The following is a 26,346-nucleotide window of genomic DNA, read 5'->3' as shown; positions in this document are numbered from 1 at the left end:
GCCAGCCTAATCGGGCGGGCGTAAACCCACCGCGCAGGTTGCTCGCTGCACATCCCGGCTCGCGCCATTTCATCCGGGACTCACCCGCTCGCTCCCCGGTTCAGCGGCGCAGTGTGCCTTTATGGCGCTTGGTCTCGGGTGTCGAGCGTCACGACATGTTTCGACATCTTTGACCGCTTGCCACGACTATCGGGCAACTTCTCGGTACTCTCCTTGAGGGGGAATTCATTCAGTTCACGGCTCGATCACAGGTACAGCTATGGGGGGTTGACGTGACACAGCGGCGGTGGACACATCGGCCCGCGGCCGACGGCACCGGATACGGCGAGCGCTCCAGCAACGGCAAGCGCATCGCCCTACTGCGGGTGATGGCCCCAACGATGCCCGACAATCACTTATTTCAGGAGAGAGCAAGAGTGGGTAGATACACGAAACGCGTCTCGGGCGCGACGGCGGTGACCATCCTGGCGGTCGCACTCGCACCGGTGGCCGGCACCGCCTCCGCCTCGGCAAGCGCGCCGCACATCTGGAACACCCCGGTGAGCCTGACCGCGTTGCCGGACGCCAGCGAAGTGGCGCAAGCAGTGGAAGCCATGGCGAAAACTCTGCACTGGATCTACATCGACGCCGGGTACCCCGGAACTACGCCGGCGGACACTCACGACCTTGCCGAGACAATCGTGCTGAACGCCTATAACTACGGCTACACGACAGACCAGCTGACCAATATCGTCAACGTCGGTGGGCCGCAGAACATTCTTTTGGAGCTGCACGATTACTCGCCTACGTCCGTTTTTGAGTATTACGACAACTATTTCACCCAGTGGGTTGATTACTTCCCCAACGCCCACATCCCGAATCCAAACGACTCGGTGCCCCTGCCCGACCTCGGCGATGAGATCGGGCAGAGCGGCGACCCGGGGATGTATTCGGAAGCCGCGGACCACTTCGGGATCTTTTATCCGCTCGTCCGGGACATCGGCGCCTTCCTCCACACCTTGCCCGACGATCCGATCCTGGGCAGCGGGGCACTGGGATTCTTCAGCTGGGGAGTCACGACGGGTTGGGACTTCATGATGTACGGCTACTACGGAATGAACGGACTCGACCAACAGCCAATCGACGAGCAGCTGGACGGGGATCTCAACGCCCTCATCGGTCTCGTATCCCCCGTAGCCGCGATCGAAGATGCCGTCGCTTTCTTCGACCACACAGGCGACCTCTTCAACGGCACCATGACCGTCGAAGGATTCGGAGAATGGTCCGGAGAGTTCATCGGGATATTGCTGTCCGTCCTCTAGTCCACGTGTGACAAGCCAGCGTCTGGCGGCGCCTCTCGGCAACGTGCCCCGCTGACCGGCCGAGGGCTGGCACACTTGGCGACGTGGCGGATTCGGCGGATTTCGAGGCTCTGCAGGCTGCCGGTATCGCTGATGCCCGTGAGCGTGCCGGCCTGATCGAATACCTCCACGGCCTCGGGTTCACCACCGAAGAGATGGTCGACGCCGAGCGCCAGGGCCGGTTGTTCGGCCTGGCCGGTGACGCGGTGGGACGCTCGGGCCCGCCCGATTACACGTTGCGCACCGCAGCCGAAGCACTGGGGCTGCCGCTCGACGACGTCGCCCAGGCCTGGCGGATGCTCGGGCTGAGCGTCCCCGGCCCGGACACGCCCGCGCTGAGCCAGGCCGACGTGGACGGGCTGGCCACCTGGGTCCAGATGCGGTCCTACCTCGGCGAGCCCGTCGACGGCTTCCTGCGGGTGCTGGGGGCTACCATGGCGCGGCTGGCCGAGGCGGAGTCGTCGATGATCCGGCTCAGCGAGCCCGACATGTGGCTGGGCCACACCCGCGACGAGCTGCGTACCGCCCGGGCCTGGCGCTCGGTCGCGGCCTATATCCCGCGCATCGGCGCCATGATCGACGCCGTCCACCGCCAGCACCAGGTCAGCCACCGGACTTTCCTCGAGGGGCTGGCCGGCGGGCCGGCGGCCAGCCTGATGTGCGGCGTCGGTTTCGCCGACCTGACCGGTTTTACCGCGCTGACCCAAGTCCTCACGTCCGCGGAGCTGGCCACGCTGCTGACCGATTTCGCCGGCAGCGTCGCCGACGTCGTGCACTGCGACGGTGGGCGGGTAGTCAAGTTCATCGGCGACGCGGTGATGTGGGTAAGCGCGACCGGGGACCTGCTGGCCAGGGCGGCTATCGACCTTGTCGAGCATCCCAAGGCCCGCAAGGCCGGATTGCAGGTACGCGCCGGGGTGGCCTACGGCGAGATGCTGGCGATCAACGGCGACTACTTCGGCACTCCGGTCAACCTGGCCGCGCGCCTGGTCGATGCGGCCGTACCGGGCCAGGTGCTGGCCTCTACCTGCGTCCGCGAAGAACTCCCCGACTGGCCGGCCACTCTTCAGGAACCGTTGACGCTCAAGGGTTTCGACGAACCCGTCCCGGCATACCAATTGCACCCCAACCCGGATCGTTAGGGTGAGTGCTTGTGAGCACCGAACCCGGATACCCCGCCCCCTCCGTCACCGTCGCCGCCTCGCTGCCCGCGAACGCCGATGAGGCCGTGCTGATCGTGCCGGTCGTTGCCGCTGATGACGACTCCGGAGCCTCGGTCGCCGCGACCGAGCCGGCCCTGCCCGCCGAGGCGGTCACCGAGATCGAGGGCGCACTGCGCGCACTGGGCGCCAAGGGCGGCAGTGAGCAGGTGAACCGGCTGGTGGTGGCGTCGCTGCCGGTGGCCAGCGTGGTGGCCGTCGGACTGGGCAAGCCGCGTGATTCCTGGCCGGCCGACACCGTCCGCAAGGCTGCCGGAAACGCGGCACGTTCACTCAACGGCACCGCCAGCGTGATCAGCGCACTGAGCGGGCTGCCCGGCGACGGGGTGCTCGCCGCCGGCGTCGAGGGGCTGCTGTTGGGCGGCTACCGATTCACCGCGTTCCGCAGCGAGAAGACCGCCCCCAAGGAACCGGGCCTGCAGGCCGTGACGGTGCTGTCCACCGCGGCTGACGCCCAGGAGCAAGCGGCGCGCGGCGCCGACATCGCCACCGCGGTGGCCACCGCGCGCGACTTCGTCAACACCCCGCCGAGTCACCTTTTTCCGGCCGAGTTCGCCGACCGCGCCAAGGCGCTGGGAGAGTCGGCCGGCCTGGAGGTCGAGGTGCTCGACGAACAGGCGCTGGCCGACGCCGGCTACGGCGGGGTGATCGGTGTGGGGCAGGGCTCCTCGCGCCCGCCGCGTCTGGTGCGGTTGATCCACCACGGATCACGCCTGCGCGACAACCCGGACGGCGCGAAAAAGGTGGCGTTGGTCGGCAAGGGCATCACCTTCGACACCGGTGGTATCTCGATCAAACCGGCTGCCTCGATGCACCACATGACCTCCGACATGGGCGGAGCGGCCGCGGTGATCGCGACAGTCGTGCTGGCCGCCCGTCGCGGACTGCCGATCGACGTGACCGCGACGGTTCCGATGGCCGAGAACATGCCGTCGTCGACGGCGCAGCGCCCCGGCGACGTGCTCACCCAGTACGGCGGCATCACCGTCGAGGTGCTCAACACCGACGCCGAGGGCCGGTTGATCCTGGCCGATGCGATCGTGCGGGCCTGCGAGGACAGCCCGGACTACCTGATCGAGACCTCGACGCTGACCGGCGCACAGACGGTGGCGCTCGGAGCGCGCATCCCCGGGGTGATGGGCTCAGACGAGTTCCGCGACCGGGTGGCGGCCCTCTCGCAGGCCGTCGGCGAGAACGGCTGGCCGATGCCGCTGCCCGACGAGCTCAAGGAGGACCTGAAGTCGACGGTGGCAGACCTGGCCAACGTCAGTGGTCAGCGTTTCGCCGGCATGCTGGTCGCCGGGGTGTACCTGCGTGAGTTCGTGGCCGACGGAGTCGACTGGGTGCACATCGACGTTGCGGGACCGGCCTACAACTCCGGTGGCGCCTGGGGCTACACCGGCAAGGGCGGCACCGGGGTGCCCACCCGCACCATGTTCGCGGTACTGGAAGACATCGCCGCGAAGGGATAACCGGCTGCCGAAAGTCAGGCTGGGACTTCCGCGTCTTCGAGGTCGCTCTGGCTCCCGGCCTGCCGCACCGGGCGGGGCGACCTTTCCACGCCCTGCTGAAAAGACAGCGCCACGCTTTGCACCAGCATCAACACCGCGAACACGGCGACCCAGAGCCAGGCTTCTGCTGAGCTCAGATGGGATGCCACATCGGTTTTCGGCAGCGCCGCCATGGAGCGAACGATCGCCGCGATGATCACGACGGTGCTCAAGTACGGAAACGCGGTCCGAATTCGGCCGGCCATGTGCCCGATCGGCGATTCGCTACGTCGTCGCGCCCGTCCGAGGAACCAGCCGATCGCACAGACGACCGCGATGGCGACGGTGATGGGCACGGACAGCCGGTTGGCGTCGTCCCACAGCGGCTGCAACGGCCGATGCGTCTGCTGGTCGCCGAGCGAGAGCGCCAGGTCTGTCAGGGTCGCCTCCACGAAAAACACCGCAATCGGTGGGACCAGGACCGCCACGATGAACACGCAATGTCTGATCAACGTGCCCGCGCTTCCCGACACGAACTGCACGATGGCGTACAGCAGAATATAGAGCGAGGCCACAAATGATATGCCGCCCAACAGTTCTGCGGATGCGGCACGACCGCTGCCGAGAGCGCACCCCTGCTCGCCGGCCAGCAGACTGTATTGCACCGCGGTCAGGAACAGCCCCAGAAAGGCGTTCATCAGCGCGACCCCGGTAAGGGTCTCGTGCTCGACTTCGCGCGGGTCCGGAGCATGGCCGTCGCTACGCCGCCGATACGCACGATCGAGCACCAGATTGATGACGACGAACGCGAAACCGGCCAGCAAACCGGCTAGTTGGGCATAGTTGCGGGCCACGATCGATATGTCGAAGCCGGTCCACAGCTCACAGGCTGCGGCGATCTGCTCAGCGGGCACCCGCGAGATATTAGTGACGCTTCAGCGGCCGCAGTAGCGCTTTAGCGGACTGCGCGGTGCGCCATACCGGACGGCGTCGAGAGACGTTCGACCGCCACCTCGATGTGTGGCGGTGACACCGCAATGACAGGATGGTTTTCGACAGTCCACCTGGGCACCGCCCTCGCCCCACCACTGACGTGGTATCCAGGAAACGACGTGCAGCGACCGATCGAGCGAGGAGTCAACAACGATGGCCTTCTCAGTCCAGATGCCCGCCCTCGGTGAGAGCGTCACCGAAGGAACGGTGACCCGCTGGCTCAAGCAGGAAGGCGACACCGTCGAGGTCGACGAGCCGCTCCTGGAGGTCTCCACCGACAAGGTCGACACCGAGATCCCGTCACCGGTGGCCGGTGTGCTGACCAAGATCATCGCCGGCGAGGACACCACCGTCGAGGTCGGCGGTGAACTGGCCTTGATCGGCGAGGCTGGGGAAAGCGCCTCGGCTCCTGCAGCCCCCGCGGCGCCGGCGGCCGAGCCCGCGCCGTCGGAGCCGGCTCCCGCTGCCGAGGCGCCGGCTCCCGCTGCCGAGGCGCCGGCCCCGGCTGCTCCGGCGCCCGCCGCTCCGGCGCCCGCCGCGGAGGCACCGGCCGGAGACGGCACCCCGGTGCTGATGCCCGAGTTGGGTGAGTCGGTCACCGAGGGCACCGTGACGCGCTGGCTCAAGCAGGTCGGCGACACCGTCGAGGTCGACGAGCCGCTGGTGGAGGTCTCCACCGACAAGGTCGACACCGAGATTCCCTCCCCGGTGGCCGGCACCCTGCTGTCGATCACCGCCGGTGAGGACACCACCGTCGAGGTCGGCGGTGAACTGGCCCGAATAGGTTCGGGTGCCCCGGCGGCCCCCGCCGCGGCGCCGGCCCCCGCGCCCGCTCCCGCAGCACCCGCCCCTGCACCTGCGGCTCCGGCACCTGCGCCCGAGCCTGCTCCCGCGGCACCGGCACCCGCTCCGCAGGCCAAGCCCGAACCCACGCCGGCGCCAGCACCCGCCGCCGCGCCCGCTCCGGCGCAGCCCGCTGCTGCCGAGGCCCCGGCCGGCGACGCCGCACGGTATGTGACCCCGTTGGTGCGCAAGCTCGCCGCCGACAAGAACGTCGACTTGAGCCGTGTCACCGGCACCGGGGTCGGCGGGCGAATCCGCAAGCAGGACGTCCTGGCCTTCGCCGAGAAGCAGGCCGAACCGCAGCAGGCGCCCGCTGCTGCGGCCGCCCCGCGCCCGGCTGCCGCGGCACCCGCCTCGGCCCTGGCGCACCTGCGTGGCACGACGGCCAAGGCCAGCCGGATCCGTCAGATCACCGCCAAGAAAACCCGCGAATCCCTGCAGGCCACGGCGCAGCTGACCCAGACCCACGAGGTCGACATGACCAAGATCGTGGCGCTGCGGGCCCGAGCAAAGGCGGACTTCGCCGAACGCGAGGGCGTCAACCTGACCTACCTTCCGTTCATCGCCCGCGCGGTGATCGACGCCCTCAAGGCGCACCCCAACGTCAACGCCAGTTACAACGAGGACGCCGGCGAGATCACCTACTACGACGCCGAGCACCTCGGCTTCGCGGTGGACACCGAGCAGGGCTTGCTGTCCCCGGTCGTGCACAACGCCGGTGATCTTTCGCTGGCCGGCCTGGCGCGGGCCATCGCCGATATCGCCGCCCGGGCCCGCTCGGGCAACCTCAAGCCGGACGAACTGTCCGGGGGCACCTTCACGATCACCAACATCGGCAGCCAGGGCGCACTGTTCGACACGCCCATCCTGGTTCCGCCGCAGGCTGCCATGCTCGGCACCGGAGCCATCGTCAAACGGCCGCGGGTCATCGTCGACGAGGCCGGCAACGAGTCGGTCGGCGTGCGTTCGGTGTCCTACCTGCCGCTGACCTACGACCACCGTTTGATCGACGGTGCCGACGCCGGGCGGTTCGTGACCACGATCAAGAACCGGCTGGAAGAGGCTGCGTTCGAGGCGGACCTGGGTCTCTAACGGCGCCGGGGGCTTTTCCGAAGAGCTGCAAGAGGATTCAGCTGTGAACAACCCCATCGTCGCGATCGCCGGGTCATCCGGACTGATCGGCTCGGCGCTGATCTCGGCGTTGCGCGCCGACGATCACCAGGTGCTGCGGATCGTGCGGCGAACACCGGCCCACGCCGGCGAGCTGCAGTGGGATCCCGAGGCCGGTGACATCGACGTCAGCGGACTGGCCGGGGTCGACGCCGTGGTCAATCTGTGCGGCGTGGGCGTCGGCGACCGCCGCTGGTCGGGGGCGTTCAAACAGAGTCTGCGCGACAGCCGTATCGCCCCGACCGAGGTGCTGTCGGCCGCAGTGGCCGAGGCCGGCGTTCCGGTGCTGATCAATGCCAGCGGGGTCGGCTTCTACGGTGACACCGGCAACCGCACGGTCGATGAGTCAGCTTCGGCAGGAACGGATTTCCTGGCTCATCTCGCCAAGGACTGGGAAGCGGCAACCGCGGCCGCCCGCGACTCGGGCGCCCGAGTGGTGCTGGCCCGCACCGGCATCGTGCTGTCGCGATCTGGCGGCGTCTTGGGCCGATTACGGCCGCTGTTCTCCCTGGGACTGGGCGCCCGGATCGGCAACGGCCGGCAGTACATGTCGTGGATCAGCATGGAGGATGAGGTGCGCGCACTGCTGTTCGCGATCTCGCACCACACGCTGTCCGGCCCGGTGAATCTGACCGGACCGGCGCCGGTGACCAACGCCGAGTTCACCGCCGCACTGGGGCGCGCGGTCAATCGCCCGACCCCTATGCTGCTGCCCGCTTTCGCGGTGCGTGCCGGGCTCGGCGAATTTGCCGAAAGCCTCCTGACCGGCCAGCGGGCCATCCCCGGCGCGTTGGAGGAGGCCGGTTTCCGGTTTGCCCACCACACCGTCGGCGAGGCCCTGGCCTACGCCACCTCCCGACCGACCCCGTTGTAGACACCCGCGCCGAGTAGCCTGCGAACATGGTGTCCATCCGCTCCAGCGCCAAGCCGATCGAGGTGCGCCAGCTGGGCACCGTCGACTACGACACAGCCTGGCAACTGCAACGCGAGCTGGCCGAGGCCAGGGCGGCCGGCGGCCCGGACACCATGCTGCTGCTGGAGCACCCGCCGGTCTACACCGCCGGGCGCCGCACCGAGCCGCAGGAACGCCCGATGGACGGCACCCCGGTGGTCGACACCGACCGCGGCGGCAAGATCACCTGGCACGGTCCGGGTCAGCTCGTGGGCTATCCGGTGATCGGCCTCGCCGAACCTTTGGACGTGGTGAACTACGTTCGACGCCTTGAGGAATCGCTCATCGAGGTGTGTAACACGTTGGGTCTCAACACGGTTCGGGTGGATGGCAGGTCCGGGGTATGGCTGCCGCCCGGCGGCGGCCGGCCCGCCCGCAAGATCGCGGCGATCGGCGTCCGGGTGGCCCGCGCCACCACGTTGCACGGATTCGCACTCAATTGTGATTGTGATCTCAATGCGTTCAGCTCGATTGTGCCGTGCGGGATCACCGACGCAGGAGTGACGTCACTGTCCGCGGAGTTGGGCTTTGTGACCGGCGTCGAAGATGTGCGGCGGGCGGTGGCCAGTGCCGTCGTCGATGCGCTCGACGGTGTGCTGCCGGTGCGCGAGCATTCCGGTCCGCGCGTAACATCGACTCGGTGAGCGCCGTCCCGGGAGGTCGTAGGTTAAGCCGAGCCGAAGCACGCAACGCCGAGACGCCGATCGAACGCAAGCCGTCATGGATCAAGACCCGCGCCCGGATGGGACCCAACTACACCGAGCTGAAGGTCTTGGTGAAGCAGGAGAAGCTTCACACGGTGTGCGAGGAGGCGGGCTGCCCCAACATCTACGAGTGTTGGGAAGACCGGGAGGCCACCTTCCTGATCGGCGGCGAGGTCTGCACCCGCAACTGCTCGTTCTGCCTGATCAAGTCGGGTAAGCCGCCCGAGTTGGACCGCGACGAACCGCGCCGGGTCGCCGAAAGCGTGCAATCGATGGGCCTGCGGTATTCGACGGTCACCGGTGTCGCCCGCGACGATCTGCCCGATCAGGGTTCCTGGCTCTACGCCGAGACGGTGCGTGCCATCAAGGCCCTCAATCCGTCCACGGGTGTCGAACTGCTGATCCCCGACTTCGGCGGACGGCCCGACCTCTTGGGTGAGGTGTTCGAATCTCACCCGGAAGTGCTGGCGCACAACGTCGAAACCGTGCCGCGCATCTTCAAATTGATCCGGCCCGGATTCAGCTACGAGCGCAGTCTTGACGTGCTGACCCAGGCCCGTGATGCCGGGTTGGTGGCCAAGAGCAACCTCATCTTGGGCATGGGCGAGACGGCCGATGAGATCAAAGCGGCGCTGTCGGACTTGTACGACGCCGGCGCCGAACTGGTCACCATCACCCAATACCTGCGCCCCACCGAGCGGCACCACCCCATCGACCGATGGGTCAAGCCCGAAGAGTTCGTCGAGCACGCCCGCTACGCCGAGGAACTGGGCTTCGCCGGCGTGATGTCGGGGCCGCTGGTGCGCTCGTCGTATCGCGCTGGGCGGCTCTACCAGCAGGCGCTGGAAAACCGGGCGCGCCGTGACCAGGCCCCCGCCACCGCGCACGGCTGACTGACGCCCCGGCTGGCGGTAAGCCCCGCTGGGTATCCTTGGTAGCTATGGCCAGACCGCGCACCACCACCGAGAACAAGGCTGCTCGGGCGGAGGCGAAAGCCGCCCGCAAAGCCGCCAGCCAGCAGCGCCGCACCCAGCTGTGGCAGGCCTTCCAGCTGCAGCGCAAAGAGGACAAGCGGCTGGTGCCGTACATGGTGGGCGCCTTCCTGCTGGTCGCGGGGGTGACCACGGCCCTGGCACTCAACGGCGGCACGTTCGCCAAGGTGACGACGATTCCGCTCGGCCTGGTGCTCGGCGCCCTGGTGGCATTCATCATCTTCGGCCGACGGGCTCAACGGTCGGTCTATCGCAAGGCCGAGGGGCAGGCCGGGGCCGCGGCTTGGGCACTGGACAACCTTCGTGGCAAGTGGCGCGTCACCCCTGGGGTGTCCGCCACCGGTCAGCTCGACGCCGTGCACCGGGTGATCGGGCGGCCGGGCATCATCTTCGTCGCCGAAGGTTCGCCCGCCCGGCTCAAGCCCCTGCTCGCTCAGGAGAAGAAGCGCACCGCCCGGCTCGTCGGTGACGTGCCGATCTATGACGTGGTAGTGGGCGCCGGCGACGGTGAGGTTCCGCTGGCCAAGCTGGAGCGCTACCTGACCAAGCTGCCGGCCAACATCACGACGAAGCAGATGGAATCGTTGGAGTCGCGGCTGGCCGCGCTGGGGTCGCGGACCGGAACCGCGGCCATGCCCAAGGGCCCGCTACCCGGCGGCGCGAAGGTGCGGGGCGTTCAGCGCGCGGTGCGCCGGCGCTAGTCGAACAGCCCGTTGACTCTGCGCTGACGGCGGAGGCTACTCGCACTTTTGCGCCGTACACGCAGAGTCAACGCGGGGCGGCTAACGGTTTAGCGGCTGCGCACCACGGCGGTCGCGGTGGCCCGGTCCTGCAGGCCACGGCCGTCGGCGTCGACGAACAAGGCCGGCACCACCAGTGCGATCAACAATCCGCGGACCGCGGCGCGACCCATGCCCACGCCCAGTCCGGGGCCGTCCACCGGGACTACCCGCAGGCCGCAGGCGTACTGACCCGGCGTGAAACCGAACAGCCGCACCGCGGCGACCCCGAGGACCAGCCAGATCCCCAGCACCACCGTTGCCAGGTATTCCGGCGTCACCACGCCCGCTGCCACGCCCAGACCGGCCAGCCCGTAGCCCACCATCCAGTCGAGGGCCAGGGCCACCATGCGGCGCCCCATGGGAGCCAGGGATCCAGGGCCGCCGGAGGGCAAACCCAGCCCCTGTCCCGGGGCGTCGTCGGGGCGGCTGGGTCCGGCCGACTCCGGCCCGGACAGCCAGGAAGAGAACGTGCGGCTCATGGCCCCTACGATAGGCGGGCGGCGAACCCGACCCGGCGTCGACGGGTCCAGCCGCCGTTGCGTAACGTCAGCACCGGCAACCTCAGCGTCCGACCGGGGCTACCAGCGGAGGAGAACACTTCTGTGACCGACAAGACGGCCGACGACATTCTCAAGCTCGTCGCCGATGAGAACGTGGAGTACGTCGACATCCAGTTCTGTGACTTGCCGGGTCAGATGCAACATCTGTCGATCCCCGCGTCCACGTTGGATGCGAGCGTGTTCGAAGACGGGCTGGCCTTCGACGGATCCTCGATCCGCGGCTTCCAGTCCATCCACGAGTCGGACATGATGCTGCTCCCCGACTTCTCCACGGCGCAGATCGATCCGTTCCGGGCCGCCAAGACGTTGAACCTCAACTTCTTCGTCCACGACCCGTTCACCCGCGAGCCCTACTCGCGCGACCCGCGCAACGTCGCCCGCAAAGCCGAGAACTACCTCACCAGCACCGGCATTGCCGACACCGCCTACTTCGGCGCCGAAGCCGAGTTCTACATCTTCGACTCGGTGCGCTTCGACTCGCAGATGAACGGCACCTTCTACGAGGTCGACTCGGACTCGGGCTGGTGGAACACCGGCTCGCCGACCGAGGCCGACGGGCGGGCCAACCGCGGCTACAAGACCCGCCCCAAGGGCGGCTACTTCCCCGTCGCCCCCAACGACCAGTACGTCGACCTGCGCGACACCATGACCACCAACCTGGCCAACGCCGGCTTCACCCTGGAGCGCGGCCACCACGAATGCGGCTCCGGTGGGCAGGCCGAGATCAACTACAAGTTCAACACCCTGCTGCACGCCGCCGACGACGTCATGTTGTTCAAATACATCATCAAAAACACCGCCTGGGCCAACGGCAAGACCGTCACGTTCATGCCCAAGCCACTGTTCGGCGACAACGGCTCCGGTATGCACGTCCACCTGTCGCTGTGGAAGGGCGGACAGCCGCTGTTCTACGACGAGGCCGGCTACGCCGGACTGTCCGACACCGCACGGCACTGCATCGGCGGCATCCTGCACCACGCGCCGTCACTGCTGGCGTTCACCAACCCCACCATCAACTCTTTCAAGCGCCTGGTGCCGCACTACGAGGCTCCCATCAACCTGGTCTACAGCCAGCGCAACCGCTCGGCCTGCGTACGTATCCCGATCACCGGCACCAACCCCAAGGCCAAGCGGCTGGAGTTCCGCTGCCCGGACTCCTCCAGCAACCCCTACCTGGCGTTCGCAGCCATGTTGATGGCCGGTATCGACGGCATCAAGAACAAGATCGAACCGGCCGCGCCCGTCGACAAGGACCTCTACGAGCTGCCGCCGGACGAGGCCGCCGACATCCCGCAGGCCCCCACCACGCTGGCCGAGGTGATGGACAACCTCGAGTCCGACCACGAATACCTCACCGAGGGCGGCGTATTCACCCCGGACCTCATCGAGAACTGGATCCGCTACAAGCGCGACCACGAGATCACCCCGATCAGCGTGCGGCCGCACCCGTACGAGTTCGCGCTGTACTACGACTGCTGAGCCGGGCTGACCGCGGGTTGATCGGGCAGAACCCCGGCCCGCCCGAAATATCGTATTACGATTAAGTGATGTTTATTCTGGCGCACGCGTGGCGGCCTGCCGTGATACTCGCCGCGATTCTGGCGTGTGCGCCCGCAGCGCACGCCGACCCGGCGCCGCCCCCGAATGCTCCCGTCCCCACCGCCGAGCAGGTGGCGGCCATCTTGAACCAGCTGACCGATCCGGAGGTCCCCGACACCGACAAGGCGACGTTGGTCGAAGGCGGGCTCTTGCCGGATGAGATGAGCCAGAACGACCAGGGATTGGCCAAACTGGCCCGGCATCACGCCCTACCGTTCACCTTCACCGTCACCGATGTTCAGCCAGCGATCAACAACCTGGCCGGCGTCACCGCAGCCCTCACCGGGCCGCGGCAGACGGTCCCGGTGATACGGCCGCTGGTCCTGGTCGATCACGACGGGACCTGGCAGCTCACCCACGACTCGTATGACCCGACATTGGTCAACATGGTCCGCCACGTCATACACCGGGTCGGGCCGCATCCCAACGCCGGCGGTAACGTCGCCGTCTTCGGCTGGTGACGCCGCTGCGCTAGACCGGTCGGGTCAGAACGAGAAGTCGAAGAGGTCCGCCGTGGTCACGACGTCGTCGACAAGGCTTCCGAACCACACGATGGGCATCGACGCGATCGCGGCCGGGATCGTCTCGGAGAAGGTGATACCGAGCATCTGAAATGAAGCACTGACGGCGCCCGGGACCGATCCGTCCTCGATCGCGCCCTCGAATGCGTTGGCGGCATTGAGCATCGACTCACTGGCATCCGCCCACTGCTGGTTGAGCGGCGCGAAGAACAGCTGATCGATCAGCGACGACATCGAACCGGAATGCGCGAGGATGGCGGACTCGGCCGGCGCAAGCCTGTCGTCCACCATGAACACGAACGTGTCCAGGATGCCCGGAATGCGCTGCGCCGACTCGACAGCCGAGAGCAATGTGCCGGACAGCTCCGAGGCGTCGATCCCGGTGATGACGTCTTTAGCATCGAGGAAGTTCGCGCCGGCTATGACCAGCAGATCAGTCGAGTCGGCGCCCCCTCCGGCGGCTGCGATACCGACAAGCTGATCAGCCGCCCCAGCCTGGGCGCCGCCCAGCCCGACCGTCAGCGCGACCGCTACGGCCCCACCGATCAGGCCGGCTCCGACTCCAATACGACGGACATCACCAGACATCTGCATGGCCCTCTTCCTCCCCTGCCTCACATCCTTCGGCCGCAGCCGAAACATGAGCGTTTCTGAAGAAACACCATAACAAAAGATCAGAACCCCGTCTTTTCGGCGCATTTCCGCAGGCCAGTCCGCGGATTTGTCCCCCGTTGCCACGCCCGGCCATGAGCCAAAGGCGGACGCACCACCGCCGACGAACTGTTCTTCGCCTACGGCTGCGATCACACCGACCCCACGCCCCGACTGGACCGACGGAACCACTACGCCCCAAATCATCCACGTCCACCACCCCGAAGAACTCCTCCAAGCAGACCCCGACCCACCCCATGACGAAGCCTCCTAGCCGGCGAATTGCCCGCGCAATTCTGTGTGTTTGCCGGGAGCCGAAGAAAGGGCGCTAGCGTGCACCGACATAGCCGCGAACATCCGCAGGCGGATGGCGAATATTTCCGAATCTCGTTCGTAAACAACAATTTTGATGATTCGGGCAGTCCACATCGAGGACTTCACGGTGGGCGTGATGATTCCGCCGCGGACATTTGCCGGGGCAGCCCCAGACGCCGAATAAGGCGGGCCGGTAACGGCCGTTACCAAACCCCAAAACATGTGATTGAACTTAGAAACGATCCGTTGTAACTTATCGCCAGATCAGTAATTTTCCATCTAAAGGGCTAGTTTTCCACGAAAGGAACCGCCCATGGCTGACCGCAGACTGCTCCCGCTGGCCGTTGCGCCGCTGCTGATCGCCGGTGCCGCCCTACCCGCAAGCGTTTCGCCCCAGGGACCGAGGTCGGTCTCCGCACAAGTGATCCTGCTCGACACCGAGGCCTGGGGCATGGGTGGCAGTGGCATGCCGATACCCAGCCAAGCGGTCATCGACGCCGTCGGCTCGCGTTACATCATGCCGAGCTCGCCGATCTTCCCCGGCCAGCCGATCTTCCCGGTCGACTCGATTCATCCCCTCTTCACCCCGGAGGGCCTGTATCCGATCACCGGCACCAAGTCTCTGGTACTCGATCAGTCCTTGGCGCAGGGCGTGCAGATCCTGGACGCCACCATCACGGAGCGGCTCGCCCTGGGCCACAACCTCGTCGTGGTCGGCGCCTCGCAGAGCTCGACTCTCGCCGGACTGGAGATGCGCAACCTGCTGGCGCTGCCGGCTGATCAGATCCCGACGTCCGATCAGCTGTCGTTCGTCCTGTTGGTCGACCCCAGCAACCCCAACGGAGGCCTGCTCTCCCGCTTCGGAGACCCCAGCCTGCCGCCGCTGACCGTTCCGAGTATGGGGGTGACGTTCAGCGGGGCCACTCCGTCGGACACCCCGTGGGACACCGCCATGTACAACATCGAATACGACGGCTTCTCGGACTTCCCGCGCTACCCGCTCAACTTCCTGTCGGTTCTCAACGCCGTGTTGGGGATCGCCTTCGTACACAGCAGCATCGCTGACCTCTCCGACGAACAGATCGCCCAGGCCGTTCTGATGCCGGTGTCGGACGGTTACGGCGGCAACACCGACTACTTCATGATCCCCACCGAGAACTTGCCGTTGCTGGAACCGCTGCGGTTCCTTCCGATCCTGGGTGACCCGCTGGCCGATCTGCTGCAGCCGGCGCTGCGAGTACTGGTCAACCTGGGCTACGGCAATATCGAACACGGCTGGGACACCGGCCCGGCCGACCTGTCGACGCCGTTCGGGGTGTTCCCGAACCTCGATCTGGGCGATGTCCTCACGGCGCTGGGCAACGGGGTTCAGCAGGGCTGGCACGACTTCATCGGCGATCTGGGATCCCTGCCCAGCCTGCCCGAGGCCCTGGCGAACAGCGCAGATGCCCTCGGCGGCCTCACCGATGCGGTCAACGGCTTCTCCGCGGCGCTGTCCAACGGCTATTCGGCCCTGCTGCCGATCGCCGACCTGGTCAATGCCCTGATGACCAGCCTGCCGGCCTACAACGTCAGTCTGTTCGCGCAGGAGATCGCCTCCGGCGACCTGCTCGATGCGGTCATGATGCCGCTGGCCGCGGACGTCGGCCTGGTTACCACCGGACTCGGAATCGGTCTGTTGAGCGTGGCGTCTGCCTTTGGCTTGTTCTAACGGCACGCCGCTGCCGTCACTCGAGCCCGTCGCGGGCCCAGGACGGCGTGATGAAGACCCCCTCGGCCTCCACGGTGACCCCGTTGGCGTCCGAGATGTGGCCGCGGGCGTAGGTTTTGACGCCGTCCTTGCGGTAGATCGAGGCTTCGGCGTGCAACGGCCCCAAGGGTGTGCCGCGCAGGTACTTCACCGTGATCGTGCCGGTGTAGCGCGGCTGGGTCAGACCATCGCTGGCCGCCTCACCGAGCACATGGTCGAGCACCAGGGCACTGACCCCGCCGTGTACCAGCGACGGCGGGCCCTCATAGGCCGCGCCCAGATAGAAGTCGCTCCAGCAGTGCCCGTTCTCCCCGTGCTGCATCACCAGCGGCGGGGCGATCGGGTTACGCAGGCCCACCACGGCGTTGCCCCACGCCAGCGGCCGGCCGTCGACGACGTAGCGCAGTCCCGGTGAGTCGCTGAGGGTTCCGGCACGAAGCCGCTCGGTCAACTCCTGCACCTGGGCGGTCACCTCGCGGGCCGTGGCGTCGTCGGCCTGGGTACGGATGGTGGCGTCAATCAGGTCGCGGACCGCCTGAGCCAACGGTCCGTACCGCTCCACCAGCTGCCCACTCTCGTCGGCGCTGATCGTCGGCACGTTCGAGCGAGCCCTGAAATCCACCACAGAGGTCCTCCTTCAGTCTCCGAATACCTTGCGCGCGACGACCTTTGCCCGCCGCGTCACCCGGAGGTAGTTGTCCAGGAACTCACCGCCGTCGCCGCCGGGCCAGCCGGCGGCCACCGCGACCGCGTTGAGCGCGCGGCCCGGCCCGGGCAGTTGGTCGGTGGGCTTGCCACGAACCAGCACCAGCGCGTTGCGAGCACGGGTGGCGATCAGCCAGGCCTGCCGTAACCGGTCCACCTCGTCTTCGTCGAGCAGCCCGGCAGCGGCGATGGCGTCCAGGGTTTCCAGCGTAGAGGTGTTGTGCAGCGCCGGTACACGGTGGGCGTGGCGCAGCTGCAGCAGCTGAACGGTCCACTCGACGTCGGCCAGACCGCCCCGGCCCAGTTTGGTGTGCGTATTGGGGTCGGCCCCGCGCGGCAGTCGCTCGGCGTCGACCCGCGCCTTGATCCGGCGAATCTCACGCACCGCATCGGCCGACACCCCGCCGGGCGGATAGCGGGTGGCGTCGACCATCCGCAGGAAACGGTCGCCCAGGTCCGCATCGCCGGCGACGCAGTGCGCCCGCAGCAGCGCCTGGATCTCCCACGGCTGCGCCCACTGCTCGTAGTAGGCCGCGTAGGAGGCCAGCGTGCGGACCGGCGGGCCAGTGCGGCCCTCGGGACGCAGGTTGATGTCGACCTGCAGCGGCGGGTCGACGCTGGCGGTGCCCAGCAGCGCCCGGACCTGCTCGGCGATCGAGGTGGCCCAGCGCACCGCGTCGGCCTCGCTCGCCCCGCTCGCCTTCTCATTGGCCTCGCACACGAACATGACGTCGGCATCCGAGCCGTAGCCCAGTTCACGCCCGCCGAGTCGGCCCATGCCGATCACCGCGATCCGCGCCGGTGCTTCCTGCACGTCGTCACCGGGCAGATTGACCCGGACGATCGCGTCCAGGGCGGCCTGCAACACCGCCACCCACACCGCGGTCAGTGCCCGGCAGACATCGATGACGTCGAGCATTCCCAGCAGGTCCGCCGAGGCAATGCGGGCCAGCTCATGGCGACGCAGGCTGCGGGCCGAGGCGATCGCGCGCACCGGGTCGGGGTAGCGGCCCGCCGACGCGATCAGCGCTCGCGACACCGCGTCCGAATCGGTGTCGAGCAGTTTGGGTCCGGTCGGTCCATCGCCATAGGCCTGGATGACGTCGGGTGAGCGGATCAACAGTTCCGGGATGTAGGCCGAGGTGCCCAGCACCCGCATCAGCCGCTTGGCCACGGCGCTGCTGTCGCGCAGCGTGCTCAGATACCAGCGCTGCTGAGCCATCGCCTCGCTCAGGCGCCGGTAGGCCAGCAGCCCCGCGTCGGGGTTGGGTGTGTCCGACAGCCAATACAGCAGGGTGGGCAGCAGTACCGCCTGCACCCGGCCCCGGCGACCGCTCTGGTTGGTCAGCGCGCCCAGGTGCGTCAGCGCGTTGTGCGGAGCCTCGTAGCCGAGTGCCGCCAGCTGACGTTCCGCGGCACCGCGCGTCAGCCCCCCGACCAGCTCCAGGCCCTCCGGGCTGACCGCCTCCAGCAGCGGCTGATAGAAGAGCTTGGCGTGCAGCCGCGACACCCGCCTGTTCTGGGCTTTGAGCTCTTCGCGAAGTACACCCAGGGCGTCATGCCGGCCGTCTGGACGGACATGGGCGGAGCGCGCCAGCCAGCGCAGTGCCTCGTCGTCATCGGGCGGCGGGAGCATATGGGTGCGCTTGAGCCGCTGCAGCTGCAACCGGTGTTCCAGCAGTCGCAGGAACTCATAGGAGGCGGTCAGATCGGCCGAGTCCTCGCGGCCGATATAGCCCCCGGCGCCCAGGGCCGCCAGCGCATCGACCGTCGATGCCACATGCAACGACTCATCACTGCGGCCGTGCACCAGCTGCAGCAACTGCACGGCGAACTCCACGTCGCGCAATCCTCCAGATCCCAGCTTGAGCTCGCGGGACCGGACCTCGGCAGGCACCAGCTGCTCCACCCGGCGGCGCATCGCCTGCACGTCGGTGACGAAATCCTCACGCTCGCACGCGGTCCAGACCATCGGCAGCAGCGCGTCGATGTAGGCCCGGCCCAATTCGGGGTCGCCGACCGCCGCCCGCGCCTTGAGCAGCGCCTGAAACTCCCAGGTCTTGGCCCACCGCTGGTAGTAGGCGATGTGTGATTCCAGGGTTCGCACCAGCGCGCCGTGCCGGCCCTCGGGCCGTAGTCCGGCGTCCACCTCGAAGAACGCCTCGCCGGCCACTCGCATCAGCTCACCGGCGACCCGGGTGCTCACCGTGTCGGCTTCCTCGGCGACGAAGATGACGTCGACGTCGCTGACGTAATTCAGTTCCCGCGCACCGCATTTGCCCATGGCGATCACGGCCAGTCGGGGCACAGCGGCTCCCGCGTCGGCGCCACAGACGTGCAGTTCGGCCACCCGCAACGCGGCCGCCAGCGCGGCGTCGGCCAGGTCGGCCAGATGCTCGCCGACCGCCACGAAGGGCAGGGCCGGCAGGTTCTCGACGGTGGGCGCCAGGTCTATCGACGCCAACACCAACATCCTGTCGCGATACAGCGACCGCAGCCGGTCGATGTAGGCGCCGTCCGTGGTGGCGGCAACGCAGTCGGTGAACATCTTGCGCAGCTGCGCCGCCGGTGGCGGCGTGATCGTGTAGTCCTCAGAGTCGACCGGACTGGCCAACAGCTTCCAGGATTCCGGATGGGTGATCAGGTGATCCCCCAGCGTCAGCGAGGATCCCAGGATCCCGAACAGCCGCCCGCGCAGTCCCCGGTCGGCCATCAGCGCCGCGCTCAGTTCGGCCCAGTCGATGCCCGGGGCTTCGGACAGCCGGACCAGGGTGCGCAGCGCGACGTCGGCGTCGGGAGCGCGCGACAACGCCCAGAGCACGTCGACGTGCGGTTGGGTGTAGGCGCTGTACCAGCCCAGCGCGGTCAGGTCCGCTGCGGCGTACCGGTCGACCAGACCGAGGCGCCCGACGCTGGGCAGCTTGCGGCGCTGAGCTCCGGGATAGGCCATGAGGCGTCGGAGGCCCTACAACGACAGGTAGTTCTGCAGCTCGTAGGGGGTCACGTGGCTGCGGTAGTTCGCCCACTCCTGGCGCTTGTTACGCAGGAAGAAATCGAAGACCTGCTCCCCCAACGCTTCCGCGACCAGCTCGGAGTTCTCCATCTCCGAAAGCGCGCGCTCCAGAGTGCCGGGCAGTTCCTTGTAACCCATCGCCCGGCGCTCCTCGGGAGTCAGCGCCCACACGTTGTCCTCGGCCTCGGGGCCGAGCTCGTAACCCTGCTCCACCCCGCGTAGCCCGGCGGCCAACAGCACCGCGAAGGCCAGATAGGGGTTGCATGCCGAGTCCGGGCTGCGGACCTCGATACGCCGCGACGACGTCTTGTGCGGGCTGTACATCGGCACCCGCACCAGCGCCGACCGGTTGGAGGCCCCCCAGGACGCCGCGGTGGGTGCTTCCCCACCGTGGATCAGGCGCTTGTAGGAGTTCACCCACTGGTTGGTGACGGCGCTGATCTCGTTGGCGTGCTCGAGAATGCCGGCGATGAACGACTTGGCGGTGGCGGACAGCTGCAGCGGGTCGTCCGGGCTGTGGAAGGCGTTGACTTCGCCCTCGAACAGGCTCATGTGGGTGTGCATAGCCGAACCGGCGTGCTCGCGGAAGGGCTTGGGCATGAACGACGCCCGGACACCTTCCTTGAGCGCGATCTCTTTGATCAGGTAGCGGAACGTCATCACGTTGTCGGCCATCGACAGCGCGTCGGCGTAGCGCAGGTCGATCTCCTGCTGGCCCGGAGCGTTCTCGTGGTGGCTGTACTCCACCGAGATGCCCATCGACTCCAGCGCGTCGATCGCGTGCCGGCGGAAGTTGGCGGCCGAACCGTGGATCGACTGGTCGAAGTAGCCCGCGTCATCGGCCGGAACCGGGGTGCTGCCGTCGTAGGGGCCGGGCTCGAGCAGGAAGAACTCGATCTCGGGGTGCACGTAGCAGGCGAAACCCAGTTCCCCGGCCTTGGCCAGCTGCCGGCGCAGCACGTGCCGCGACGACGCCCAGGCCGGCGATCCGTCCGGCATGGTGATGTCGCAGAACATCCGTGCCGAGTACTGCCGGCCGGCGTCGGACACCCACGGCAGCAGCTGGAAGGTCGACGGATCCGGATGGGCGACCATGTCGGATTCGAAGACCCGCGCGAAGCCCTCTATCGCCGAGCCGTCGAAGCCCACGCCCTCGTCGAAGGCGCCCTCGAGCTCCGCCGGAGCGATCGCGACGGACTTCAGATAACCGAGTACATCGGTGAACCAGAGCCGGACGAAACGGATGTCGCGTTCCTCCAGCGTGCGGAGCACAAACTCCTTCTGACGGTCCATACCGCGAAGCGTATCAGCGCTCAGCACTTCGCATCGGTTGGCGGCAACGTGCCGTCGACCAGGTATCGGGCGGCGAATCGGTCCACGCATTCGTTGCCCTGGAATACCACCGTGTGCTGGGTTCCGTTGAACGTCAGCAGGCCCCCGCCCAGCTGCTTGGCCAAGTCCACGCCGGCCTGATACGGGGTGGCCGGGTCGCGGGTCGTGGAGACCACCATCGTCGGCGTCAGGTCGGGCACCGAGAGGGCATGCGGCTCGGTCGTCGGGGGCACCGGCCAGAAGGCGCAGGTGCCCAGCGGGGCGTCGCCGGTGAACTTTCCGTAGCTCATGAACGGCGCCACCTCGCGCGAACGCCGGTCTTCCTCAATCACCTTGGCACGGTCGGTGATCGGCGGCTGGTCGACGCAGTTGACCGCGACCCGGGCATCGGTGGCGTTGGTGTAGTGGCCGTTGGCGTCCCGGCGCATGTACAGGTCGGCCAGGCTCAGCATGATGTCGCCGCGGCCGCCGACCAGATCGGACAGGCCGTCGTTGAGGTGGGTCCAGAAGGTCGGCGAATACAGCGCCATGATGGTGCCGACGATCGCGTCGCTGTAGCTCAGACCGCGCGGATCCTTGGTCTTGGCGGGCTTGTCCACCAGCGGGTCGACCAGGCTGTGGTAGACGTCGACGGCCTTGGCGGGGTCGGTGCCCAGCGGGCAGTCGTCCTCTTTGGCACAGTCGGCCGCGAAGTCGTCGAACGCACCCTGGAAGGCCTCCGCCTGGCGCAGGTCCTCTTCGATCGGGTCGGCATTGGGGTCCACCGCGCCGTCCAGGATCATCGCGCGCACGTTCTGCGGGTAGGCCTCCGCGTAGGCCGCGCCGATCCGGGTGCCGTAGGAGTAGCCGAGGTAGGTCAGCTTGTCGTCGCCCAATCCGGCGCGGATGGCGTCCAGGTCGCGGGCGACGTTGACGGTGCCGACGTTGGCCAGGAATTCCTTGCCGGTTTTCTCCAGGCAGCGCGCGACGTATTCCTTGGTCTCGCTCTCGATGCGCGCCACGCCCTCGGGGCTGTAGTCGACCTGGTTCAGGGCCCGCAGCCGGTCGTTCTCCTTGTCCGAGTTGCACCAGACCGCCGGCCGTGACGACGCCACCCCGCGCGGGTCGAATCCGACCAGGTCGAATTGCTCACGGACCTGACGCGGCAGTGAGCTGACCAGGCCAACCGCGGTTTCGATTCCGGACTCTCCCGGCCCGCCCGGGTTGATCACCAACGAACCGATCTTGTCCTTGGTGGCCGGGAATCGGATCATGGCCAGCCGGGCAACGGCGCCCTGCGGCTTGGAGTAGTCCACCGGAACCCCGATGAACCCGCACTGGGCGTCGGCGGGCACCTTGATGTTGGTGTCGGCGGTGAACCGGCACTTATCCCATTGGACCGGTTGACCGACCCGCGGCACGGCCAGCACCGCGTGGCCCGGGGTCATCCGGGTGCAGCTGCCGACGGTGAATGCCACCATCGCTATCGCGAGGCAGGTCAGGGCGGTGCGCGTCATCCTATTGCGGCGCGTCGGCGAGCTCATGACACCACATGCTGCCATGCACGCCCGTGCAAGCCCGGCCACCTGCTGCGCAGCGCGCGTGGCGGTGTGAGGAAATCCACTGCACATGGAGGTTCAGCTGCGCGGCGGCAGGTGGCACACTGGGCATGTCAGACGACCCGGGGACCCGAGTGACGGGCTTCGAGGATCGACCCGACCAATTCGAGGGACAACGATGTCTGAGCACGTTTATGGCGCTGCACCCAGCCCTGCCCGTATTGCTCCCCAAACCCGCGTGCACCATCTGCAGCAGATGAAGGCCGAGGGTCGCAAATGGGGAATGCTGACGGTTTACGACTACTCGTCGGCCCGCATTTTCGACGACGCCGGCATCCCGGTGCTGCTGGTCGGCGACTCGGCGGCCAATGTGGTCTACGGCTACGACACCACCGTTGCCATCACCGTCGATGAGCTGCTCCCGCTGGTCCGCGCGGTGGTGCGCGGCGCCCCGCATGCGCTGGTGGTCGCAGATCTGCCGTTCGGCTCCTATGAAGGCGGGCCGGCGGCGGCGCTGGCCACCGCCACCCGGTTCATGAAGGAGGGCGGCGCCCACGCGGTCAAGCTGGAGGGCGGCGAGCGAGTGGCCGACCAGATCGCCACGTTGACCGCCGCCGGCATCCCGGTGATGGCGCACATCGGGTTCACCCCGCAGAGCGTCAACACCCTCGGCGGCTACCGGGTGCAGGGACGCGGTGACGCTGCCGAGCAGACCATTCACGACGCGATCGCGGTAGCGGAGGCCGGTGCGTTCGCGGTGGTGATGGAGATGGTGCCCGCGGAGCTGGCCACCCAGATCACCGGCAAGCTGACCATTCCCACCGTCGGGATCGGCGCCGGGCCCAACTGCGACGCCCAGGTTCTGGTGTGGCAGGACATGGCCGGGATGACCACCGGCAAGACCGCCCGCTTCGTCAAGCGCTTCGGCGACGTGGGCGGCGAGTTGCGCCGTGCCGCAGAGCAGTACGCCACCGAGGTGGCAGCGGGCACTTTCCCGGCCGAGGAGCACTGCTTCTAGAACGCCACGTCCGGGCGGTCCGGATGTGACAGGCTGGATGCCGTGTCTGCAACCGACCCGAGCACCTCTCGGTTTCGCGAGGTGGAACGCAAGTTCGACGTTGACGCAGAGGCGATCTCGCCGTCCTTCGACGGCATCGCCGGGGTCGCCCACGTCGAGCAGTTGCCGGCACAGGATCTTGCGGCCGTCTACTTCGACACCCCGGGGCACGACCTGGCCGCGCGACGGATCACGTTGCGCCGGCGCACCGGCGGTCCCGACGCCGGCTGGCACCTGAAACTTCCTGCCGGGCCCGACACCCGCACCGAGGTGCGCGCCCCGCTGGGCCCAGAGATTCCGGACGAACTGCTCGACGTGGTGAGGGCGATCGTGCGCGATCGGCCGCTGGCACCCGTGGCACAAATCCGTACCGCACGCGGTGTGGTGGTGCTGCGCGACGATCACGGCGAGGTACTGGCCGAGTTCTGCGACGACCAGGTCACCGCGTCGGCCGACGATGACGCCCAGCAGCACTGGCGGGAATGGGAACTGGAACTGGGCTGCGGGGACCTCGAGCTGCTGGATCGGCTGAGCAACCGGTTGCTCGACACCGGCGCCGGGCCGGCCGGCTACGGATCCAAACTGGCCCGGGTGCTCGGTGCGCCGCCGGCGCCCGCGCATCCGACCGATTGCCTGCATCGGGCGCTGGCCGAGCAGATCGACCAACTGCTGGTCTGGGATCGGGCGGTGCGCGCCGACGCCGACGACGCGGTCCATCAGATGCGGGTGACAATCCGCCGGATCCGCAGCCTGTTGCAGGGCGAGGAGACCGCCCACGCCCCGCTTCTCGGCGAACTGCAGGAATTGGGTGCGGTGCTCGGCGTCGCCCGCGACGCCGAGGTCCTGGCCCAGCGCTATCAGCAGGCGCTCGACGAGCTGACACCAGAGCTGGTCCGCGGGCCGGTGGGCGAACGGCTGGTCGGCGGTTCGCTGCGCCGCTATGAGGCGGGGCGACGGCGCAGCCTGGCCGCGATGCGCTCGCCGCGGTACTTCCGGCTGCTCGACGGCCTCGACGAGCTGATCAGCGCGCCGGCCGCCGAGCGGTACGCCACGGTGGACATCGCCTACCGGCGAGTGCGCAAAGCGGTGAAGGCCGCCAAGAAAGCCGCCGACCGCGACGTGGCGCTGCACCGGATCCGCAAGGCCGCCAAGCGGCTGCGCTACGCCGCCGCAGCAGCGAACAAGAAGAAGATCGCCAAGCGGGCGAAGACGATTCAGACCGTGCTCGGCGACCACCAGGACAGCGTGGTCAGCCGGGCGCATCTGCTTCACCAAGCCGATGCCGCGGCGGCCGCCGGTGAGGACACCTTCACCTATGGGCTGCTGTATGCCCGCGAGGCCGACCTCGCCGCGCGGAGCCGGGCGGCGTTGCGGCCCGCGCTGCGCAAGCTTGACCGGGTGATGTAGGCGGACGAGTTGGCCTGTAAGCCGGATTCTGTTCCGCACCGCTTACGCGATGCGGCGGCGACCATCCATCTGGGCACACCGTCGCCGGGTACCTCAAGCGGCCTACCCGCAGATTCGGGCGAGCAGCCCTCAAACACCTGCGCGACCGCACCGAAATGCGGCCTTCTTGGCCTTGCTTCGGGTGGGGTTTACCAAGCCGTCCCGGTCACCCGGAACGCTGGTGCGCTCTTACCGCACCGTTTCACCCTTACCACCTTGCGGTGGCGGTCTGTTTTCTGTGGCACTGTCCCGCGAGTCACCTCGGATTGCTGTTAGCAATCACCCTGCTCTGTGAAGTCCGGACTTTCCTCGACCCGCTTTTACGCGTGCCGCGGCCGCCCGGCCAACTCGTCCGCGCTGATCACCGTACTACGCGGTGCCCGGCAATGCCGCACCGTAAACGGCGACCACCACGGATCGGTCTGGACTGTTCTCCGACCACACGCCGATCGCGGTGTTGGCGCAGTCGGACATGATCGCGAAATCCGCGGGGTTGTAATACCACCGGTTGAGGATCTCGATGCCGCTGATCGCCACCGCCGGGTTGATCGCCACGGTTTCGGCGACCGTCCCGGGAAAGCCGGCGGCCTGCCCGCGGGTCTGCGGGGTGGACCCGTCGGAGCCGAGGTTGCCGTCCAGATCCCGGTGTCCGAGAACGTCTTTGGCATGCCATTCGGCGGCAAGCACCAGCCGGGGGTCGACCATCACCTTCTCAGCGCAGCCGGCCTGGTGGTGAATCGTGTAGACGTTGGTCACGACACTGTCGTTGAGGCGCGAGTTGTCGGCAGCGGCAACGGGCAGCGTCCCCGCCCCACCAATCATGATCGCCAACACCGCCGCCCGGCGCACGCCAATTCCCATCTGCCACCTAGCCCCTACACCGGGTCGAACTGCGAGACCAGCCACCGGCCACCGACCTTGTCCAAACTGACCCGCACACTCGATGCGGTCGTGGTCGGCGGCCCGTTGCCGATCGTGGTCGCCTGGTCGACGAAGAGCAGGACCACCGCATGGCGCGCGCTCGCGGTCACCGAGGACGCCGCGGGCACCGTCACCACGGTCGAAATGTGCTGCTGTTTGGCGCCGGGCGCCACCACTTCCTCGATCAGTTGGGTGTACTCGTCGCGGAATGCGCCGGTCATCCCGTCGGCGGCGGCCGCCGACGCGGACTCGACGGTGTCCGGGCGGTACGACAGCATAGCGATGGTGGCATCGGTGGCGGTCTGTACCGACTGCGCGGCTGTTTCCCGCGCGACGCGCGCCGAGACGTCCTGCCATCTCAAGTAACCGGCCGCAATCGCAAGCGTTAGGACCATGCCCGGCAGCAGAACTACCAGCGCCCAGCGCCGCACAGTCGTTCTCGACACGCTGAA

General features: G+C 67.8%; 21 protein-coding genes, 1 other RNA gene and 1 pseudogene. 13 read left to right on the top strand and 10 right to left on the bottom strand.

The genetic code is table 11. The features are described 5' to 3' along the window. Positions 1-272 precede the first annotated feature (272 nt). The 3 genes from ACJH71_RS12490 (at position 273) to ACJH71_RS12480 (ending at position 4,032) form a co-directional block, all read left to right on the top strand. Positions 273-1,301 carry a hypothetical protein gene (locus tag ACJH71_RS12490; protein WP_406758335.1) on the top strand — a complete coding sequence of 343 codons (1,029 nt, stop codon included), beginning with the start codon at positions 273-275 and terminating at the stop codon, positions 1,299-1,301. Between the two features lie 83 nt (positions 1,302-1,384). Beyond that, a complete protein-coding gene (locus ACJH71_RS12485) occupies positions 1,385-2,482 on the top strand; it encodes an adenylate/guanylate cyclase domain-containing protein (RefSeq protein ID WP_406758334.1) in 1,098 nt (365 codons plus the stop codon). Positions 2,483-2,493: 11 nt separating this feature from the next. Beyond that, entirely contained in the window at positions 2,494-4,032 is a 1,539-nt protein-coding gene (locus ACJH71_RS12480; protein ID WP_406758333.1) for a leucyl aminopeptidase, read from the top strand. Positions 4,033-4,046: 14 nt separating this feature from the next. Here the strand turns inward: ACJH71_RS12480 and ACJH71_RS12475 are convergent, their stop codons facing one another. Then, on the bottom strand, positions 4,047-4,964 hold the full coding sequence (locus ACJH71_RS12475; protein WP_406758332.1) for a hypothetical protein: 918 nt from the start codon (positions 4,962-4,964) through the stop codon (positions 4,047-4,049). Between the two features lie 232 nt (positions 4,965-5,196). Between ACJH71_RS12475 and sucB the strand changes: the two genes are divergently transcribed. Genes sucB through ACJH71_RS12450 form a run of 5 tightly spaced genes read left to right on the top strand, consistent with a single transcriptional unit; the run spans position 5,197 to position 10,405 of the window. After that, on the top strand, positions 5,197-6,978 hold the full coding sequence (gene sucB, locus ACJH71_RS12470) for a 2-oxoglutarate dehydrogenase, E2 component, dihydrolipoamide succinyltransferase (protein WP_406758331.1): 1,782 nt from the start codon (positions 5,197-5,199) through the stop codon (positions 6,976-6,978). Between the two features lie 43 nt (positions 6,979-7,021). Then, positions 7,022-7,930, top strand: coding sequence for a TIGR01777 family oxidoreductase (locus ACJH71_RS12465; RefSeq protein WP_406758330.1), 909 nt, complete (start codon positions 7,022-7,024; stop codon positions 7,928-7,930). Between the two features lie 26 nt (positions 7,931-7,956). Continuing rightward, on the top strand, positions 7,957-8,652 hold the full coding sequence (gene lipB, locus ACJH71_RS12460; RefSeq protein WP_406758329.1) for a lipoyl(octanoyl) transferase LipB: 696 nt from the start codon (positions 7,957-7,959) through the stop codon (positions 8,650-8,652). Continuing rightward, a complete protein-coding gene (locus tag ACJH71_RS12455; RefSeq protein ID WP_406758328.1) occupies positions 8,649-9,605 on the top strand; it encodes a lipoyl synthase in 957 nt (318 codons plus the stop codon). The genes lipB and ACJH71_RS12455 overlap by 4 nt, the downstream gene beginning before the upstream one ends. 47 nt (positions 9,606-9,652) lie before the next feature. Next, positions 9,653-10,405, top strand: a complete 753-nt coding sequence (locus ACJH71_RS12450; protein ID WP_406758327.1) for a DUF4191 domain-containing protein — start codon at positions 9,653-9,655, stop codon at positions 10,403-10,405. An 89-nt stretch (positions 10,406-10,494) separates the two neighbouring features. Here the strand turns inward: ACJH71_RS12450 and ACJH71_RS12445 are convergent, their stop codons facing one another. Further along, entirely contained in the window at positions 10,495-10,965 is a 471-nt protein-coding gene (locus ACJH71_RS12445) for an RDD family protein (RefSeq protein WP_406758326.1), read from the bottom strand. 123 nt (positions 10,966-11,088) lie between these two features. Here ACJH71_RS12445 and glnA (ACJH71_RS12440) point away from each other — a divergent pair, with 123 nt between their 5' ends. After that, the gene (gene glnA / locus ACJH71_RS12440; RefSeq protein WP_406758325.1) at positions 11,089-12,525 is read left to right on the top strand and encodes a type I glutamate--ammonia ligase; all 1,437 of its coding nucleotides are present in this window, start codon (positions 11,089-11,091) and stop codon (positions 12,523-12,525) included. A gap of 68 nt (positions 12,526-12,593) precedes the next feature. Further along, positions 12,594-13,106, top strand: a complete 513-nt coding sequence (locus ACJH71_RS12435; RefSeq protein ID WP_406758324.1) for a hypothetical protein — start codon at positions 12,594-12,596, stop codon at positions 13,104-13,106. Positions 13,107-13,130: 24 nt separating this feature from the next. On the opposite strand, the gene ACJH71_RS12430 is transcribed toward ACJH71_RS12435, so the two are convergent. Next, positions 13,131-13,973 (bottom strand): hypothetical protein, encoded by an 843-nt coding sequence (locus ACJH71_RS12430; RefSeq protein WP_406758323.1) that lies wholly within the window; start codon positions 13,971-13,973, stop codon positions 13,131-13,133. A 472-nt stretch (positions 13,974-14,445) separates the two neighbouring features. On the opposite strand from ACJH71_RS12430, the gene ACJH71_RS12425 reads away from it, so the two are divergent. Further along, on the top strand, positions 14,446-15,843 hold the full coding sequence (locus ACJH71_RS12425; protein ID WP_406758322.1) for a PE-PPE domain-containing protein: 1,398 nt from the start codon (positions 14,446-14,448) through the stop codon (positions 15,841-15,843). A 16-nt stretch (positions 15,844-15,859) separates the two neighbouring features. Here ACJH71_RS12425 and ACJH71_RS12420 read toward each other — a convergent pair whose 3' ends face one another. Genes ACJH71_RS12420 through ACJH71_RS12405 form a run of 4 tightly spaced genes read right to left on the bottom strand, consistent with a single transcriptional unit; the run spans position 15,860 to position 22,455 of the window. Next, positions 15,860-16,507 carry a PaaI family thioesterase gene (locus tag ACJH71_RS12420; protein ID WP_406758321.1) on the bottom strand — a complete coding sequence of 216 codons (648 nt, stop codon included), beginning with the start codon at positions 16,505-16,507 and terminating at the stop codon, positions 15,860-15,862. A gap of 12 nt (positions 16,508-16,519) precedes the next feature. Then, positions 16,520-19,537: a bifunctional [glutamine synthetase] adenylyltransferase/[glutamine synthetase]-adenylyl-L-tyrosine phosphorylase gene (locus ACJH71_RS12415; protein ID WP_406758320.1), complete on the bottom strand. Its 3,018-nt coding sequence runs from the start codon at positions 19,535-19,537 to the stop codon at positions 16,520-16,522. 15 nt (positions 19,538-19,552) lie between these two features. Continuing rightward, a complete protein-coding gene (gene glnA / locus ACJH71_RS12410; RefSeq protein ID WP_406758319.1) occupies positions 19,553-20,893 on the bottom strand; it encodes a type I glutamate--ammonia ligase in 1,341 nt (446 codons plus the stop codon). Positions 20,894-20,913: 20 nt separating this feature from the next. After that, the gene (locus tag ACJH71_RS12405) at positions 20,914-22,455 is read right to left on the bottom strand and encodes an alpha/beta hydrolase (RefSeq protein ID WP_406758318.1); all 1,542 of its coding nucleotides are present in this window, start codon (positions 22,453-22,455) and stop codon (positions 20,914-20,916) included. A 193-nt stretch (positions 22,456-22,648) separates the two neighbouring features. On the opposite strand from ACJH71_RS12405, the gene panB reads away from it, so the two are divergent. Together panB and ACJH71_RS12395 are read left to right on the top strand one after the other, a co-directional pair. Continuing rightward, positions 22,649-23,488 (top strand): 3-methyl-2-oxobutanoate hydroxymethyltransferase, encoded by an 840-nt coding sequence (gene panB, locus ACJH71_RS12400; protein WP_406758317.1) that lies wholly within the window; start codon positions 22,649-22,651, stop codon positions 23,486-23,488. Positions 23,489-23,530: 42 nt separating this feature from the next. Continuing rightward, entirely contained in the window at positions 23,531-24,934 is a 1,404-nt protein-coding gene (locus ACJH71_RS12395; protein WP_406758316.1) for a CHAD domain-containing protein, read from the top strand. Position 24,935: 1 nt separating this feature from the next. Here ACJH71_RS12395 and rnpB read toward each other — a convergent pair. From rnpB to ACJH71_RS12380, 3 genes and pseudogenes are all read right to left on the bottom strand, one after another. Then, positions 24,936-25,324, bottom strand: an RNA gene (gene rnpB, locus ACJH71_RS12390) — RNase P RNA component class A. 42 nt (positions 25,325-25,366) lie between these two features. Next, positions 25,367-25,795 (bottom strand): annotated as a pseudogene (locus ACJH71_RS12385) (CAP domain-containing protein); the annotation flags it as partial. A 53-nt stretch (positions 25,796-25,848) separates the two neighbouring features. Further along, entirely contained in the window at positions 25,849-26,340 is a 492-nt protein-coding gene (locus tag ACJH71_RS12380; RefSeq protein WP_406758315.1) for a hypothetical protein, read from the bottom strand. Between the last annotated feature and the right edge of the window lie 6 nt (positions 26,341-26,346).

The sequence above is a fragment of the Mycobacterium sp. SMC-15 genome, from assembly GCF_045310925.1.
GTDB lineage: Bacteria > Actinomycetota > Actinomycetes > Mycobacteriales > Mycobacteriaceae > Mycobacterium.
Note: the sequence above shows the minus strand (reverse complement) of the source record. Positions and strands in the feature narration are given on the sequence as shown.

What these genes read in the sequence shown, in the direction of transcription:
- ACJH71_RS12425 (WP_406758322.1), top strand. Translation starts at nt 14,446, where the DNA reads ATGGCTGACCGCAGACTGCTCCCGCTGGCCGTTGCGCCGCTGCTGATC.
- lipB (WP_406758329.1), top strand. Translation starts at nt 7,957, where the DNA reads ATGGTGTCCATCCGCTCCAGCGCCAAGCCGATCGAGGTGCGCCAGCTG.
- ACJH71_RS12445 (WP_406758326.1), bottom strand. Translation starts at nt 10,965, where the DNA reads ATGAGCCGCACGTTCTCTTCCTGGCTGTCCGGGCCGGAGTCGGCCGGA.
- ACJH71_RS12450 (WP_406758327.1), top strand. Translation starts at nt 9,653, where the DNA reads ATGGCCAGACCGCGCACCACCACCGAGAACAAGGCTGCTCGGGCGGAG.
- ACJH71_RS12435 (WP_406758324.1), top strand. Translation starts at nt 12,594, where the DNA reads ATGTTTATTCTGGCGCACGCGTGGCGGCCTGCCGTGATACTCGCCGCG.
- panB (WP_406758317.1), top strand. Translation starts at nt 22,649, where the DNA reads ATGTCTGAGCACGTTTATGGCGCTGCACCCAGCCCTGCCCGTATTGCT.
- glnA (WP_406758319.1), bottom strand. Translation starts at nt 20,893, where the DNA reads ATGGACCGTCAGAAGGAGTTTGTGCTCCGCACGCTGGAGGAACGCGAC.
- sucB (WP_406758331.1), top strand. Translation starts at nt 5,197, where the DNA reads ATGGCCTTCTCAGTCCAGATGCCCGCCCTCGGTGAGAGCGTCACCGAA.
- ACJH71_RS12415 (WP_406758320.1), bottom strand. Translation starts at nt 19,537, where the DNA reads ATGGCCTATCCCGGAGCTCAGCGCCGCAAGCTGCCCAGCGTCGGGCGC.
- ACJH71_RS12405 (WP_406758318.1), bottom strand. Translation starts at nt 22,455, where the DNA reads ATGAGCTCGCCGACGCGCCGCAATAGGATGACGCGCACCGCCCTGACC.